At 48.6% G+C, this 15,862-nt stretch carries 14 protein-coding genes and 1 pseudogene; 10 read left to right on the top strand and 5 right to left on the bottom strand.

Going from position 1 to position 15,862, the window contains the following annotated elements; translation table 11 throughout:
- Positions 1-26 precede the first annotated feature (26 nt).
- The 8 genes from E1919_RS16935 (at position 27) to E1919_RS16900 (ending at position 8,304) form a co-directional block, all read left to right on the top strand.
- A complete protein-coding gene (locus E1919_RS16935; protein WP_162054599.1) occupies positions 27-989 on the top strand; it encodes a stage II sporulation protein M in 963 nt (320 codons plus the stop codon).
- A complete protein-coding gene (locus E1919_RS16930; RefSeq protein ID WP_162054598.1) occupies positions 964-1,854 on the top strand; it encodes a hypothetical protein in 891 nt (296 codons plus the stop codon). The genes E1919_RS16935 and E1919_RS16930 overlap by 26 nt, the downstream gene beginning before the upstream one ends.
- A complete protein-coding gene (locus E1919_RS16925; protein WP_162054597.1) occupies positions 1,844-2,575 on the top strand; it encodes a DUF4129 domain-containing protein in 732 nt (243 codons plus the stop codon). Before E1919_RS16930 ends, E1919_RS16925 begins: the two co-directional genes overlap by 11 nt.
- Entirely contained in the window at positions 2,572-3,756 is a 1,185-nt protein-coding gene (locus tag E1919_RS16920; RefSeq protein WP_162054596.1) for a DUF4350 domain-containing protein, read from the top strand. Before E1919_RS16925 ends, E1919_RS16920 begins: the two co-directional genes overlap by 4 nt.
- A gap of 2 nt (positions 3,757-3,758) precedes the next feature.
- Positions 3,759-4,751, top strand: coding sequence for an AAA family ATPase (locus E1919_RS16915; protein ID WP_162054595.1), 993 nt, complete (start codon positions 3,759-3,761; stop codon positions 4,749-4,751).
- Positions 4,751-6,082: a DUF58 domain-containing protein gene (locus tag E1919_RS16910; RefSeq protein ID WP_162054594.1), complete on the top strand. Its 1,332-nt coding sequence runs from the start codon at positions 4,751-4,753 to the stop codon at positions 6,080-6,082. Before E1919_RS16915 ends, E1919_RS16910 begins: the two co-directional genes overlap by 1 nt.
- Positions 6,083-6,140: 58 nt before the next feature.
- Entirely contained in the window at positions 6,141-7,166 is a 1,026-nt protein-coding gene (locus E1919_RS16905; RefSeq protein ID WP_162054593.1) for an LLM class flavin-dependent oxidoreductase, read from the top strand.
- Positions 7,167-7,314: 148 nt separating this feature from the next.
- The gene (locus tag E1919_RS16900; protein ID WP_162054592.1) at positions 7,315-8,304 is read left to right on the top strand and encodes a universal stress protein; all 990 of its coding nucleotides are present in this window, start codon (positions 7,315-7,317) and stop codon (positions 8,302-8,304) included.
- Positions 8,305-8,414: 110 nt separating this feature from the next.
- Here the strand turns inward: E1919_RS16900 and E1919_RS16895 are convergent, their stop codons facing one another.
- From E1919_RS16895 to E1919_RS16880, 4 genes are all read right to left on the bottom strand, one after another.
- Positions 8,415-10,634 carry a xanthine dehydrogenase family protein molybdopterin-binding subunit gene (locus E1919_RS16895; RefSeq protein ID WP_162054591.1) on the bottom strand — a complete coding sequence of 740 codons (2,220 nt, stop codon included), beginning with the start codon at positions 10,632-10,634 and terminating at the stop codon, positions 8,415-8,417.
- Positions 10,631-11,626, bottom strand: coding sequence for an FAD binding domain-containing protein (locus E1919_RS16890; protein ID WP_162054590.1), 996 nt, complete (start codon positions 11,624-11,626; stop codon positions 10,631-10,633). The genes E1919_RS16895 and E1919_RS16890 overlap by 4 nt, the downstream gene beginning before the upstream one ends.
- Entirely contained in the window at positions 11,623-12,150 is a 528-nt protein-coding gene (locus E1919_RS16885) for a (2Fe-2S)-binding protein (protein WP_162054589.1), read from the bottom strand. The genes E1919_RS16890 and E1919_RS16885 overlap by 4 nt, the downstream gene beginning before the upstream one ends.
- A gap of 793 nt (positions 12,151-12,943) precedes the next feature.
- Positions 12,944-13,207, bottom strand: a complete 264-nt coding sequence (locus E1919_RS16880) for a hypothetical protein (protein ID WP_162054588.1) — start codon at positions 13,205-13,207, stop codon at positions 12,944-12,946.
- Between the two features lie 202 nt (positions 13,208-13,409).
- Between E1919_RS16880 and E1919_RS16875 the strand changes: the two genes are divergently transcribed.
- Both E1919_RS16875 and E1919_RS28255 read left to right on the top strand, forming a co-directional pair.
- Entirely contained in the window at positions 13,410-14,030 is a 621-nt protein-coding gene (locus tag E1919_RS16875; protein ID WP_162054587.1) for an HAD family hydrolase, read from the top strand.
- Between the two features lie 101 nt (positions 14,031-14,131).
- Positions 14,132-14,448: pseudogene (locus E1919_RS28255) on the top strand (transposase); the annotation flags it as partial.
- 277 nt (positions 14,449-14,725) lie between these two features.
- Here E1919_RS28255 and E1919_RS16865 read toward each other — a convergent pair.
- A complete protein-coding gene (locus E1919_RS16865) occupies positions 14,726-15,208 on the bottom strand; it encodes a hypothetical protein (protein ID WP_162054586.1) in 483 nt (160 codons plus the stop codon).
- Positions 15,209-15,862: the final 654 nt, after the last annotated feature.

Raw genomic sequence — 15,862 nt, 5'->3', positions numbered from 1 at the left:
TTGATAGAGTTCAAAATTGATTTACCGTGCGTGAGGCTGCCTTCATCCGAAAAAACAAACTTAAGTGGAAGTCCTATGAAACAAAGAAGCCTTCCAGCCCGGACGAACTGGCTGACCGGTTTATTGAGTTGACAGACGACCTTGCGTATGCGCGCACCTTTTACCCGGAGTCTGATACCACGGCTTACCTCAATACCCTGGCCGGGCGCTCCCACCAGGCCATCTATAAAAACAAAAAAGAAAAGCAGAACCGGTTTATTTCTTTCTGGAAGTATGAATTGCCTTACCTCTTCCGGCAGCACCACCGGCAGTTGTTCTATGCCTTTCTCATTTTTGCGGTCGCCTGTGGCATCGGCGCGCTCTCAGCCGCCCTCGACGATACCTTTGTGCGCCTCATACTCGGCGATTCTTATGTAAACATGACACTGGAGAATATCCGCAAAGGTGACCCAATGGCCGTGTACAAAGGGCGTGGCGAGGCTGAGATGTTCCTGTTTATTACCTTTAACAACATTAAAGTTTCTTTTCTAGCTTTCGTGATGGGCGTGTTCTTTTCCATTGGCACTTTTTGGGTGCTTTTCCAGAATGGCGTTATGCTCGGGGCCTTTCAGTACTTTTTCTACAAGCAGGGGCTGCTGCTCACTTCCGTGCTGACCATCTGGATACACGGCACCCTCGAAATATCGGCCATCGTAATTGCTGGTTGCGCCGGGTTCGTAATGGGCAACAGCCTGCTTTTCCCGAAAACCTACTCCCGCTCCTACTCTTTTAAGCGGGGTGCTCGTCAGGGCCTGAAGATTGTGGTGGGGCTGGTGCCCATTTTTATAACGGCGGGTTTTCTCGAAGGCTTCGTCACGCGGCACACTGAAATGCCGATGGCGTTGAGCCTGTTCATCATCCTTTCTTCTGCCGCCTTCATCCTTTACTACTTTATTATCTATCCACGTTCACTGCACAAAACCCATGTTACAGACAAAACAGAAAATTAACTTAAGAGAAGAAAGGAATTTCGGTGATAAGCTGAACGCCACTTTTTATTTTATCAAAACAAACTTTAGGCCGCTGCTAAGGGTTTTGCTGCTTTACGTTACGCCCGTAGCGCTGGCAGCAGGTATTTTCTCCGGGCTTTTTCAGGCGCGCACGTTCCAGCGCATGACAGGCGAAGGCGCTTATAGCACCTTTGTTGGCAACATTTTTATGAACCAGGTTACATCGCTCAATTATATCCTGAGCATGTTTTTCACCTTATTGAGTATTTTTATCCTCTCCCTTACAGTATATAGCTTTATGGTGGTGTATCAGGATGAGGAGGGTGAGGTGCAAACGGCAGCTGTGTGGGAGCACATCAAAGGAAACCTTGTGCCGGTTGTTTACAGTGGCGTCGTCATATCCGTTGTCACCTTCTTAAGCATTTTCCTGTTTGGCCTTGGTATTTACCTTGGTATTGTGCTGTCGCTCTTCATTATGGTGATGGTGCGCGAGGAGTCGGGTTTCATTGAAACAGTGGAACGCTGCTTTTATCTTATAAAAGGCAACTGGTGGGCAACCTTTGGCTTTTTGCTGGTGGTAGGCATTATTCAGGGCCTTATTGGTTTTCTGGCTGCCTTGCCGCTGGGTGCCGTTACCATATTGCACGCGTTTGAAGTGCCGGGTATGGACAGTGACATTCTGCTTGTTGTGGTAAATGCGTTGGCCTCTGTGCTGAGCATCTTCCTTTACTGCATCTACGCCGTAGCAATTGGTTTCCAGTACTACAACCTGGTGGAGCAGAAAGACGGCATCGGACTAATAGAGCAGGTCAACCTGATTGGCCGGACCGATACAAATCTAACCGCTAATGAGGGTGAGTTTTAAGTACCTGTTTACTTTCCTGTTCTCTTTTTGCCTGCTATGCGGTTTTGGCACGGTTGCACACGCCCAAGCTCCTGATAGCGTGCCTGCTGCCACTGCGCCTGTACAAGTGCGCCTGCCCGAACAGGAGAAATTGGAGGCCATGCGTGCCAGTGAAGATTTCCAGTATTACGAAGAGGTGCGCCCAGCCAACACCTTTTGGGAGCGCCTTAGTCGCAGGATAAAAATGTGGCTACGCGAGGTGCTGTACCAGGGCCAGGCAAGCGGCTTCTGGGAATTTCTCATTTATGTTGTTATAGCAGCTGCCATTGTGTATATAGTGGTAAAGATGCAGCATGTGGATGTGGGGAGCCTGTTCGGCAAAAAGAGTGCAAACAATGAAACACCTTATAATGTGTTTGAAGAAAACATACATGAGCTTGATCTTAAGGCTCTTACGGATGAAGCTGTAACACAGCGCGACTTCCGGAAAGCCATCCGCCTGCACTACCTCCAGAGCCTGAAAACACTCACCGACCGCGGCCTGATCCACTGGAGTCCGAGCAAAACGAACCGCAGCTATATCACTGAAATTGAGCAGCCTGACATACGAAGAGAGTTTGAGCAGCTTACCGGCATGTTTGAGTACGTATGGTATGGCGGTGCCGCCCTCGGCGACGAGCTTTTTGCCTCCGCCCGGGCAGAGTTCATTCAGTTCGACACTCACTTAAAGCAGCAGGCATGAAAGGCTACCGTCGCTATATTGCGTTGATTGTGGTGCTTTTCGGGGTGCTGGTACTGCTAGATTATTTCCGGCCAAAGCCGGTGGACTGGTCGCAGACCTTCTCCCGCAAAGATAAGATTCCGTACGGCACCTATGCACTGTATGAGTTGCTGCCCGGTCTTTTTGGGGGCGAGCCAGTGCAGCCGGTGCGGGAGCCCATTTATAACCAACTGCAGGATACTACGCTTTGGGGGAACTACATTTTTGTGAACAAGTTCTTTGCTGTGGACAGCCTCGATACAAACTTCCTGCTTGATTTTGTGCAGCGTGGCAACGATGTTTTCATTGCGTCGGAAAACTTTTCTTTTGACCTGTCGGACACGCTTCATTTTGAGACGGATATGCTGGATAATACAGATCCGGATTCCACTGGCTTGCTCTTCACCAGCCAGCCGCAGCAAGCGTATACTTACCCGGCTAACAACAACCAGTTTTACCTGGAAGTAACGCAACAGGAAGAACACGAGGCCTTGGGCCGAAATAAGGCGGGTAAGCTTGTGTTTATGAAAGTGCCCTTTGGCGAGGGCCACTTTTACATCAGTTCCGTACCACTCGCTTTCACCAATTACCAGTTGCTCACCCTGAACCAAAGCACCTATGCCGCCACAGCCCTCTCCCACCTGCCCGTGCAGCCCGTGTACTGGGACGAGTACCAGAAGCAGGGGCGGCTTGATGAGCAGTCCATTTTCCGGGTGCTGATGCGCCACGAGCCGCTGGCGTGGGCGTATTATGTTGCCCTGTTCACCATGGTGCTGTTCCTGCTGTTCAAGAGCAAGCGCACCCAGCGCATTATCCCGGTACTGGACCCGCCGCGCAACACCACTCTCGACTTTGTGAAGGTGATAGGCAGTTTATACTTCAACCACGGCAACCCCAAAAATATTGCCGAAAAGAATGTTATTTACTTTCTGGAGTACCTGCGCCTGCACTATCATGTGGCCACCAGCACACCAGATAAAGAACTGCGTGAGCGCGTTATAGCCAGGTCCGGGGCAGATGCGGAAGTAGTGAACAACATTTTCAATTTAATCCAGAGTATCCGGCAAAGCGACGGCATCGGAGAACAAACGCTGATGCTGCTAAACAACAACCTCGAAGATTTTTACAGACAAACCTCCACAAGGCCTTTGGCCAACGTATAGTTATGCAAGAAGAAGTACTAACCACCACGCAGGAAAACAAAACAGATTATAGCGCCTTACGGGAAACAGCACAACGCATCAAGCAGGAACTCCGTCAGATAGTTGTAGGCCAGGAACAACTGGTGGAGCTGCTATTGGTAGCCATGCTTGCCGAGGGCCATGTACTGATTGAGGGAGTGCCGGGAATTGCCAAAACACTCACAGCCAAGCTACTTGCCCGCACCGTGCAGGCAGATTTCAGCCGCATCCAGTTCACGCCAGACCTGATGCCTTCCGATGTGCTCGGCACCTCTGTGTTCCACCCCGGCACCGCTACTTTTGATTATAAGAAAGGGCCTATCTTCGCCAATATTGTACTGATAGACGAGATAAACCGGGCACCTGCCAAAACCCAGTCCTCGCTTTTTGAGGTGATGGAGGAACAACACATCACCCACGACCGACAAGTATACCAACTGGCTGCGCCCTTCATCGTGCTGGCCACCCAGAACCCGATAGAGCAGGAAGGCACCTACCGCCTGCCAGAAGCACAACTAGACCGCTTCATGTTTAAAGTGCTCGTTGACTACCCTAGCTTGGCAGAGGAAATAGCCATACTGGAGCTTCAGCACAAAGGCGCTCACCTAAAGCGCGACCTGGAGCGGGTGCAACCGGTGGTATCAGCAGACCAATTGCTGGAACTGCGCCAGGCAGTGCAGGCCGTGCACCTTGATAAAAAGCTGATTGAATATATTGCTCAGGTGGTGGGCGAAACGAGGGTGAGCAAAGCCTTATATCTGGGTGCTTCGCCACGTGCCTCCATTGCCTTGATGAACAGTTCCAAGGCGCTGGCTGCCTTGCGTGGCCGGGGTTTCGTAACGCCGGAGGATGTACAGGAACTGGCACCGGTGGTGTTGCGCCACCGCATTCTCCTGACGCCGGAGCGGGAGATGGAAGGTATTACGCCTGATGAAGTGATAAAGCAGATAATTCAGAAAATAGAGGTGCCCCGCTAGTGCAGTTTATCCGCAGCTTATACTTTACGAACCGTTTGTACCTGTGCCTGGCAGTGCTGGTGTGCCTCTTTGTGCTCGCCTTTTTCCTGCCGGTACTGTTGCTCGTGGCCAAAATAGCCTTTGGGGTGCTGCTGTTGCTCACCCTGATGGACCTGCTACTGCTCTACCGTACCAGGCAGGGTATGTTTGCCAGCCGCAGCATGCAGCAAAAGCTCTCCAACGGCAGCGACAACGATATATACCTGTACATCGAGAACAAGTATTCTTTCGCAGTGCATACTGAGGTGATTGATGAGCTGCCGTTCCAGTTCCAGAAGCGCGACAGCCTGTTTCGGGCTAATATTCCTAAAGGACGCACCCACATCATCCATTATACCTTGCGGCCAACCAAACGCGGCAGCTATAGCTTCGGAGCCATTAACGTTTTTGCGATGGGTACGCTGCAGTTCATCAAGCGCCGCTTCCGCTTTGCCCAGGACCAGGAGGTGCCGGTGTATCCATCTTTCATTCAGATGCAGCAGTATGAACTGATGGCTATTTCGAACAGGCTGCAGGAGATAGGTGTAAAGCGGGTGCGCCGTATCGGGCACAGCTCCGAGTTTGAGCAGATACGGCCCTATGTAGCGGGCGATGACCAACGCACTGTCAACTGGAAAGCTTCGGCCCGGAAAGCAGAACTGATGGTGAACAGTTACCAGGACGAAAAGTCGCAGCAGGTATACTGCCTCATCGACAAAGGCCGTGTGATGCAGATGCCGTTCGAAGGCCTTAGTTTGCTGGATTATGCCATCAATGCCTCGCTTGTCATCTCCAACATTGCCTTGAAAAAGCAGGATAAGGCCGGCCTGATTACGTTCTCCGACAAGATCAGCAACATGCTGCCGGCAAAGCGCAAATCAGACCAGATACGCCGTATCATGGAGCTGCTGTACAACCAGAAAACCATGTACCAGGAAACAGACTATGAACGCCTCTACACCACCGTCCGCCACAGCATCAGACAGCGCAGCCTGCTCCTGCTGTTCACTAACTTCGAAACGCTGAACGGGGCACAGCGCCAGCTGCCTTACCTCCGGGCCCTCGCCAGGCACCACTTGCTGGTAGTTGTCTTCTTCGAAAACACCCAGCTGCACGCTTTGCTGCACCAGCGGGCCAAGAGCACCGAGGAAATATACACCAAAGCCATTGCCCAGAAGTTCGATTTTGATAAGCGCCAGATCGTGAAGGAGCTACAACAACATGGTATCCACGCCATTCTGACGCCGCCAGAGCAACTGACTGTCAACACCATCAACAAATACCTGGAGCTAAAAGCACGCGGTCTGATTTAAATTTTTATATCCACCTTCCCCTCCTGTTTCGTTAAACGTAAGAAACAGAAGAAAAAGAATGAAAAATAAATCAAATAAAAAACAACTTACCGATATACCTTTCTCTATCCTGGACCTGGTGCCCATCCTGTCCGGGAAAACAGCTGCCGACTCCTTCAAAACCACCGTTGACCTGGCGCAACATGCAGAGCGATGGGGATTTATGCGGTACTGGATGGCAGAACACCACAACATGGCAGGTATTGCCAGTTCCGCCACGTCTATTCTGATTGGCCACGTAGCAGGCAATACTTCTTCTATCAGGGTTGGTTCCGGTGGCGTAATGCTGCCAAACCACGCACCACTCGTGGTTGCAGAGCAATTTGGCACCTTAGAGTCGCTATACCCTGGCCGGATTGATTTAGGCATAGGCCGGGCACCCGGAACTGATCAACTGACGTCGATGGCTTTGCGGCGGGACTTGCACGGCTCTGTGGAAGATTTCCCGAACAACGTGCAGGAAATCAGAAATTACTTTGCTACTGACCCTACCGCAAGAGTTCGGGCAGTTCCGGGCGAGGGTCTTGAGGTGCCGGTCTGGCTGCTAGGCTCCAGTACCTATGGCGCCCAATTAGCCGGGATGCTTGGTTTACCTTATGCTTTTGCCAGCCATTTTGCCCCGGCAAGCCTGCACGCTGCTTTAAAAGTGTACCGGGAGAGCTTTCAGCCGTCTGATGTACTGCAGGAGCCGTATGCCATGGCGTGTGTGAATGTAGTGGCCGCAGACACAGATGAGGAAGCCAACCATCTCGCCACCACGCTGTACGCCTCTTTTCTGAACGTTATAAGGGGAACTGCCAAACAAATGCAGCCACCTGTTGACAGCATGGACGGACTTTGGGACGCGTCAGAAAAATACAATGTCCTACAGATGCTCCGCTATTCTTTTATCGGCTCTTCTAAAACGGTGAAAGAAGAGATGCAGGCGTTTCTGGATGATACTCAGGTAGATGAAATCATGGTCGCTTCTCACATCCACGACCACGCGGCAAGGCTTCATTCCTATAAAATACTCTCTGACATACAAAAAGGCACAGCTCATTAGGTTGAGTTGAGCCTGCTACAGCTTAACCTAAAAGTAGATTCTATAGTAAGAAAACTGAGGAGTATCACCTTGCCAACTGACAAATAACATTCTGATGGCTTGGCTGATAGCTTAATTTTGCATTGTATATACCTAAATCCTTCACGGCATGAACCATACAAGCGAAGCAGCGAGAATACAGAAAATATTAGTTCCTACTGATTTTTCGAAGGAGGCAGATAATGCCTTACTTTATGCCGTAGCGATGGCCCAAGTCACAAAAGCTGACATTGTGTTGTTTCATGCTTTCCACCATCCTGTTTTTTCGCCGTCGCCCTATGATGAAGAAATTAAAAAAGTAGAACTGGAAGAGGAAAAATTAAAGAAACTGCAGGACCATACGAGTAAAATTGTTCGTAGCGTCTGTAAAGATTTCTCTGTGGATTATAGCAGTGGTGCCAGCACTTCGACCTCTATAGCGAGTGGTTCCTGTACATTTAGTCTAACAGAAGATGGAGCTGAAAAAAGCTCCGTTTGTATTACCTGTGTTTGTGTATTCGGTCTCTCTTCCGAGGAAATTCTGAAGGCCAGCAGGCAGTATGCGGCAGATATTTTAGTTATGGGCATGCGGGGCGCAGGAGCCATAAGCCAGGCCTTGCTGGGTAGCACTACCATGGCCATCATAGAGCAAAGCAAGGTGCCGGTTTTGGCTGTGCCTGCTAAGAGAGAATTCCAAGGATTGAAAACAGTTGTGGCGGCCATAGACTTAATCCAGTTACCTGACCTGCATACGCTTGATCCTCTCAAAACCGTAGCCACCACCTTCCAAAGCCACCTGCATGTGCTCCATCTGTACAAGAAAGACACAGAAAAGGCGGAGCGCGATAAAGCTTCCGGTTCCCTGGATGCGCTGGACGCTTGCATGCAGGAGATAAACCATGACATCCACTTCAAGCAAACAGAAGATATACCAAAAGGAATCCATGACTATGTGGAGGCACTGCAGGCTGATTTACTAGCTCTGCTTCCATCGCAGCATACTTTTCTGAGCAGGCTGCTGAACAAAAGCATTACCGGGCAAATGACGGCCAAAGCTACCATACCACTGCTGGCTTTACCGACCACAGCTTCTGAGACACAGCAAGGGCAAATAATTTAAGTTCTACTCAAAGAAACTTACATAAAGAAGAGCCGCTCAACCATCTGGTTGAGCGGCTCTTCTTTATGCTTTCATTTTGAAAATGAAAGGCTGGTGCAATTTAAATTTAATCAAAGCAGCTTGTCCAGCGTTATCGGTAATTCCCGTACACGTTTTCCTGTGGCGTGAAAGACAGCATTGGCAATAGCAGGTGCCACACTCACGATGCCTATCTCACCCAGCCCTTTTGCACCGAGCGGATTTACTATCTCATCTTTTTCTTCCACAAAAATTACCTCCACATCATGCACATCGGCATTAACCGGAATGTGGTACTTGTCGAGGTCGTGGTTCATGAAGCGCCCCAGGTTGTTGTCCATCACGGTATCTTCTTCCATGGCAACACCGATGCCCCATACCACACCACCTAAAATCTGGCTTCTGGCTGTTTTCGGGTTGATGATGCGCCCACCTGCCACCGCGCTCACCACACGGGTTACTTTGATGGTACCTAAATCCTCATCCACTTTCACTTCCACAAAAGTCGCAACGTGGGCATAACGGGCATAGTCGCTTTGGTTATCGGCAGGCTTGCTCGACACCTCTTCCTCAATAGCCTTGCCCTGGTTTTGACTCATAGCTGCCATGATAGAAACAGCTTTAGAAGACTCACTCTTCAGGCTTATCTGCCCGCCTTCAAAAATCACTTGTTCTAAGCTTGCCTCCACCAGGGGAGAATCCTTTACCTGTTGCGCTAGCTTTAACAGCCTCTCTCTTACCTTATCGCAGGCAGACTTCACGGCAGTACCGACGGTAGACACTGTCTTCGATCCGCCTTCCAGGGGCGCGTCCGGTAAAGAGGAATCCCCTAGTTTAAACGTTACATCATCTAACGGAATTCCAAGCGTTTCAGCGGCAATCTGCGTCATCACGGTATAGGTGCCCGTTCCAATATCCGCGGTGGCACTGCTAACGGTTAGTTTACCGTCTGATGTTACAACGGCTTTGGCACTTGCCTGTGCCTGGTTCGCCTCCCAGGCACCATGCGCCATCCCCCATCCTATCAGGTTATGCCCCTCCTTCATGCTCCGCGGTTCGAGATTACGCTTCTCCCAACCAAACTTTTCAGCACCTTGTCTATAACACTCCCGCAGTTCTTTACTGGAAAAAGGCTTGTCCTCGTTCTGGTCTTTCTCCGAATAATTCTTCAAACGAAACTCAACGGGGTCCATTCCAAGTTTATAAGCGAGTTCATCCATGGCACATTCCAAGGCAAAGATACCTGTGGTACCGCCTGGTGCACGCATATCGAGAGGAGTATACACATCGAGCTCTACCAGTTTATGGCTAAGCTTTACATTGCCGCACTTATAGAGTACACCTGCCCAGATGACCACGTCCTCGCTGTAATTCTCGAACCTGGAAGTCTCTGCAAAAACATCCTGCTTTAGAGCTTCCAGCTTGCCTTCTTTTGAGGCGCCTAAGGCAAACCGCTGCATTGTTTTAGGGCGATGGCCAAAGGAAAACATCTGCTGGCGCGTGAGTGTGACCCTGACGGAACGCTTCAGTTCCCGTGCTGCCAGCACTGCAAGGAACAGCTGGTACTGCGGCCGCAGGCCCGAGCCGAATGCCCCACCTACAAAAGGAGAGATAACCTGTACCTCCTCCGGCTGCATACCGAACGCGTGGGTAACGTACTGCTGGGTGTTCATGACGCCCTGAATTTTATCATAAACGGTCAGCTTACCGTCATCTTTCCAAACAACAGTAGAGGCATGCATTTCCATTGGGTTGTGGTGCTGGCTGGAATGGGTGTAATCCCCTTCTATCTGTACTGGTGCACTGGCTAAGGCTTGGTCGGGCTGCCCCCATGGCTCCGATGGCTCACCAGATTTGTATTCCTCCGGCACGTAGGCGCTTTCTATGTTTGTCTCAAAGTCTGTGTCGTGCGGCGATGTTTCATACTCTATCCGCACAAGCGATGCAGCATACCTTGCCAGTTCAAACGTCTCGGCGACGGCAAGTGCAATAGGCTGCATGCTAAACTTTATTTCATTGTCGTAAAGCGGGCGGAAGGGTGAGCCTGGAGGCGCATCCATGTCTTTGTAGTTTTTATCGAACCAGACATAGCCCGGGCGGTTTTCGTGGGTAAATACCTCCAGCACACCCTCCACCTCAAGCGCTTTACTTGTATCGATTTTCTTTATTTTTCCTTTGGCAATAGCGCTGTTCACTACAAAGCCATAGGCCAGATTCGGCACATTGAACTCACCGGCATATTTGGCTTCGCCGGTTACTTTGAGGCGGCCGTCTACACGGTTCGTTGGTTTTCCTATTTCGTTTGTTTTCATGATCTCGCCTCCATTTCTTTAGCCTGCAGCAGCGCACGCACAATGGCGCGCTTCGCCAGTTCTATTTTAAAATCATTATGTCCGTAACCCTTCGCACCCTGTACATAGGCTTCAGCTACTTTCTGAAAATTCTCTCTTGTAGCAGGTTTGCCCTTCAACAAGGCTTCGGCCTCAGGTATGCGCCATGGCTTGTGCGCTACACCTCCGAGTGCAACACGCGCTTCTTTTACAGTGTCGCCATCTATATCAAGGGCGGCGGCAACTGAGACAAGCGCAAAGGCATAAGAAGCACGGTCACGCAGCTTCAGGTAGGTATAACGGTCGGCAAAGCCTTTGGCAGGCAGGTCTATGGCCGTAATAATCTCGTCCGGCTTCAGGTTTGTATCAATGTTAGGCGTGTCTCCGGGCAGTCGATGGAATTCAAAAAGCGGGATTATACGTTCACCGTTTTTACCGGTTACTCGCACTGTAGCTTCGAGAGCGGCAAGTGCCACCGCCATATCAGATGGATGTGTGGCAATGCAGTGTTCGCTGGTGCCTAAGATGGCCAGGTCGCGGTTATACCCCTTTATTGCAGAACAGCCTGTTCCGGGTTCCCGCTTGTTGCAGGGTGTGTCGGTATCGTAAAAATAGTAGCAGCGGGTGCGTTGCAGCAGGTTGCCGCCATCCGTGGCCATGTTGCGCAACTGGGCCGTAGCACCAGCTAGTATAGCATGCGACAACAGCGGATAGCGCTTTCCCACCTCTTCGTGATAGGCCGTGTCGGCATTGGTGACGAGCGCGCCGAGACGCAGGCCTCCCTCCGCTGTTTCTTCAATAGTATCTAAGGCAAGGCGCGTGATATCCACCAAATGGCTCGGTCGCTCCACCTGTATCTTCATCAGGTCGAGCAGGTTGGTGCCTCCGGCAATAAACTTCGAACCTTTCTCTGACGTCACTTCGTCTACTGCGTTGGCCACATCGTTTGCTCTGGTATAGGTGAAATTTTTCATTTTGCCTGGCTCCTTTCCAGTGCTTCCTGCACTACTTTCACAATGTTGGTATAGGCCCCGCAACGGCAGACATTGCCACTCATCAGGTCACGGATATCATCTAGAGTTTTGGCTTTACCCTCGTTTATCAAACCAACAGTAGAGCAAATCTGCCCCGGTGTGCAGTACCCGCACTGGAAAGCATCGTGATCAATAAAGGCCTGTTGCACCGGGTGCAGTTCGCCTTCTTTGGCCAGGCCTTCAATGGTGGTAATCTCGGAGCCGTCTTTCATCACTGCCAGGGTTAAACAGGAATTGATGCGCTTCCCGTCTACCAATATCGTGCAGGCACCGCACTGCCCGTGGTCGCAGCCTTTCTTAGTTCCGGTCAGGTTCAGGTGGTCGCGCAGGAAATCGAGCAGCGAGGTCCAGGGCTCCACTTCCAGTTGCTTTGCTTCCCCGTTGATGTGAAGTGTAACGGCCTCTTTAGGAGGAGCTGAGAGAGAGGCTGTTTCAGTGTTTTCGTGTTCTGGTTTGTTTTTCATAAGCGGTCAGAAGAAATGACGTGTAAAATATTGTAACGAGGTTATTACTTACCTGAACCGTGACGGCAGGATGAACGATACCTAATGTACGCCCTCTTCTGCCTGAGGTTCTTGTAAAACACGTTCTTCAGCAAGTTGCTTTCGTGCCTGAGTTCGGCGAGCGAACTGTAGATTGTATTACCAGTATATCCTCCTAGCAAACCAATAAGGCTATATAACCCCGAAAGATAATTTAAACGGTTGTCAATGATTTTCTCTCTATTGCACAACTTTTGTCCCGTACTCCCTGATTTGTTTCTTTCAGGTAGTACGGTTTGTCTTTTGGCCTGCGTGCCCTCTCCGGAATAAAAGAGCAGCTAGCTGCCTTAGGATTAAACTTGGAAGAACTTGATAAATTTGTACTAATGGCAGAAGCCATAGAAGGCTTTTGGAGTAAACCTGAAAATCAGCGAGTCGATACCTGAACAGAGCACTTGGATATCAACGCCGTCACACACGCCGCCAGTATGATTGACAGTCACTACCCATTTGCTTATTGCGCTGTCCAGAAAACAAGCTAACCCGCATACTGGAGGTCGGCACCATCTCCAATACCGGGTTGAGCTTTATTTACTTGAAAAGGCTGTTAGCGAAAGTACGCCCTTTTCAGGCGCAAAGAATGAAAACCTATGTATTACTGGCAGGCGCTCCATTAAAGCACTGTTAGCAGGAGCACATGATTTCCTGCAGCTATCAGCGAAGCCACAGTCTTGCTTTCTCTTGCCAATGCGGGTCACAGTGTACTTAAAATCGACTATATATCAGCGTCCATGAAATCATGCACATCGATATCATCAATATAAGGATCTAAAACCGCAACAGCATTAGCAGTTTTTTTAAAGGTACTGATTATCTGTGCTTCCTTGCCTGCCCAAAGCTCAACAAACAATCCGTTCAATGAATAAAGCGTAACCTGCCAATCATTGTAACTGCGTTGGGCGAGTATGGTACCATCTTTCGCTAAAGATTCTGCCTGGCTCCTGAATGGGAGCCTTTCAAACATAGAATATTCCAACATACTAAATCTTTATAGTCAGCTATACTTTAAGTGTGCCAGCACGTAAATAGTTTCATTTTCACCGGCTCAAAAAAACACGAATATGACCTTGTTGTATAACCTCAATGGTTTGAAAGCTGCTAATTTATACAGAAAGCACAAACAAAAAAGTGAAAAAAGCGTGATAGATATAGCTTAGGGTATAACCAGGATAAATAAAGAAATGGGACGCAGCGAAGGAGAAATAAAGGTAGCAGTATTTGACTTGAATGGCACTTTTTATAACAAAAGTTCTAAAGATGAATTTTATAAATTCATCTTAGCCAAAAGACCTCAGAGGCTCCACTATATCTTGCAAATGCTTTATTATAAAACATTGAAAAAACTTCATCAGATCAGAAAAACAGAATTCAAAGAAAACTTTTTCAATTACCTGGATGAGCTCTCGCCGGAGCAGGTGGAGGCATACGCAGAGGAGTTCTGGGAAGAAGAGTATCCTGTCCATTTCAACAAAGAACTGAAAAGCCGTTTCGACCAATTAAAAAAAGAGGGCGTGCATATATACTGTGCTACAGGAGGCCTTGAACTATATGTGAAGCCTTTGTTTGAAAAATATGCTATCGACGGCTTTGCCGGGACAAAAGTACACTATGTAAACAGCACCTATAAAGTAATAGGCAAAGCTTGCAAAGACGAAGAGAAGATAGAGCGGCTGGAGGCTCATTTCAAAGGAAAGCCTTACAGGGTTGTAGAAGCGTACTCTGATAGCAAGGAAGCCATATTAGACAAAGCTGAGAAAGCATACCTGATCAAGGATGATAAAATTGTTCCTTATACCAGCTAGCAGGCTTAAACCTATTTGCATTTTGCTGATGAAATAAGATAGCTAAACTAGTATCTGACAGTTTACTCAAACTTTCTATAGTAACTGGCTTTTTGTAATTACTGGAGATGCGGCTGGAGGGCACGGAGTTTATCCGCCGCTTCGCTTTCTCATTCTGCCAAAGAACTTTGTTCGCATCCGTGACTACGGCATTCTGAGCGGCACCAGCAAGGCCGCAGCTATTCCGGCCATACGAGAGTATTTGCCAGGAGAAAAGAGGCAGAAGGTAAAGGCCCGGCAACTGCAGGAGTATAATTTGCTCCTGTGCCCCTGCTGCAACAAAGAGACGATGGTCACCCTGCAGGTGCTGCCCAAGCGGGGGCCGCCGCAGGGCATCAGGACAGGCAGGCAGTACAGGGAATACGAGAAGGGACTATAAAAAAAGCTACCGGAAAGGCGGCCTGGCGCAGCTATGCCCATAGCAGAGTAAAAGACATGAAAAAAGCGGGGCACCTCTTTGGAAAACAGCAAAGAGCACCTCTTTATACCTCTTCAGGCTCACATCCGTTGAGCTGGCCGGCTACCAGACAGCCCCAGACAAGTAGCGCAGGCAAACATCTTCCGACTTAAAACCCATAACGCATCGCACGGTTAGTGCAACCACGGCTTCATTGTCGGCACTCCGTACCCAACGAAGCCTTAGTTGTTGGGCAGAGTTATTTTATCTTCTTGAAAACACCAATTCGTTTGTAATCTTCAGCTGATATCTCTTCCCATTTATTATTGCGTAAAAGCACAATAGAAGAGACTGCTAACTGCCCATCTGTCTTTCTTAATCTCCAAACTGAGGTGGGCTCAAATTCTTTATAGTTGTCTACTTCAAATTGGGCTTCTACAATTGCAATCTTAATCGTATCCCCTGCGATAGAGTAGTTCGCATCGAAGTGCCAGTCCATTTCACAGTCATATAGCACCACTTCTCTATTGCTTAAGAAATGAAGCGAATCGCTGCAACTTTCGAGAGGGTTTGCTATTGTATTCACCCATTTTGTATCAACAATCTCTGTCTTTCTATTTATGGTAGGTCCAGCAAGCTCAAGGTTGTCATTTGCCTTTTCTTCTTGCTGAGGTTCTGGCTCAACACATGAAGCAAGTGAAGCGAAGGAGACACTTAATAGGAAAATCAGCTTTTTATTCATGATTACAATTTGGCCCAACGGCATTGTGCTATAATATGGGGGAGGCGAAGCCGAAGCCTAAATTATGCACTTTGTTATGGGCTTTAATTCTTTCTCTTTTTTTAGATGTATTTTATCACTTTGGTTGATTGAAGATATAAGAATAAAGCCCAACAGATACGAAACCCATCACAACAACTCCCCAAGCTATTATTTTCATAAACAAATTATCCAGTTTCGACCCGTTTATCTCGTTGTATATTCTATCGTACCGAGAATTAAAAAGAAACAGGAAAAAGAACAGAAGAAGACCTGCAATTACTATGGCAAGACTTATTCCTACAGACAATCTCGAGTTGTTTATTATGCTGTTGAACAGAGCAAAAACTGCCAAAAAGGACATGGTCAAGGAGGAGCCTACTAAACCAAAAGCTGTTAAGTGAGGAATATCATTTGTATAATTCCCGTTCTTATAATAGCAATTGTACACGTGATAGAATATCACATTTAATGCTTTCATCCTTTTCTTAAGTAATTTTTATTGCCCATAACGGCAGTTTGTCTAAAAACCTCCGTCTGTTTTTTAGTTAAATATAGCAATTTGGAAATATACTGTACTAGATGCAGCGCCTTTTATTCGTTGGCCAAAGCTTCGCCAACATGTCCCAAACATGG

Source organism: Pontibacter pamirensis, assembly GCF_010015475.1.
GTDB classification, from domain to species: domain Bacteria; phylum Bacteroidota; class Bacteroidia; order Cytophagales; family Hymenobacteraceae; genus Pontibacter; species Pontibacter pamirensis.
This window is presented reverse-complemented; position numbering and strand designations above follow the sequence as displayed.

What these genes read in the sequence shown, in the direction of transcription:
- E1919_RS16930 (WP_162054598.1), top strand. Translation starts at nt 964, where the DNA reads ATGTTACAGACAAAACAGAAAATTAACTTAAGAGAAGAAAGGAATTTC.
- E1919_RS16920 (WP_162054596.1), top strand. Translation starts at nt 2,572, where the DNA reads ATGAAAGGCTACCGTCGCTATATTGCGTTGATTGTGGTGCTTTTCGGG.
- E1919_RS16915 (WP_162054595.1), top strand. Translation starts at nt 3,759, where the DNA reads ATGCAAGAAGAAGTACTAACCACCACGCAGGAAAACAAAACAGATTAT.
- E1919_RS16905 (WP_162054593.1), top strand. Translation starts at nt 6,141, where the DNA reads ATGAAAAATAAATCAAATAAAAAACAACTTACCGATATACCTTTCTCT.
- E1919_RS16900 (WP_162054592.1), top strand. Translation starts at nt 7,315, where the DNA reads ATGAACCATACAAGCGAAGCAGCGAGAATACAGAAAATATTAGTTCCT.
- E1919_RS16895 (WP_162054591.1), bottom strand. Translation starts at nt 10,634, where the DNA reads ATGAAAACAAACGAAATAGGAAAACCAACGAACCGTGTAGACGGCCGC.
- E1919_RS16890 (WP_162054590.1), bottom strand. Translation starts at nt 11,626, where the DNA reads ATGAAAAATTTCACCTATACCAGAGCAAACGATGTGGCCAACGCAGTA.
- E1919_RS16885 (WP_162054589.1), bottom strand. Translation starts at nt 12,150, where the DNA reads ATGAAAAACAAACCAGAACACGAAAACACTGAAACAGCCTCTCTCTCA.
- E1919_RS16880 (WP_162054588.1), bottom strand. Translation starts at nt 13,207, where the DNA reads ATGTTGGAATATTCTATGTTTGAAAGGCTCCCATTCAGGAGCCAGGCA.
- E1919_RS16875 (WP_162054587.1), top strand. Translation starts at nt 13,410, where the DNA reads ATGGGACGCAGCGAAGGAGAAATAAAGGTAGCAGTATTTGACTTGAAT.
- E1919_RS16865 (WP_162054586.1), bottom strand. Translation starts at nt 15,208, where the DNA reads ATGAATAAAAAGCTGATTTTCCTATTAAGTGTCTCCTTCGCTTCACTT.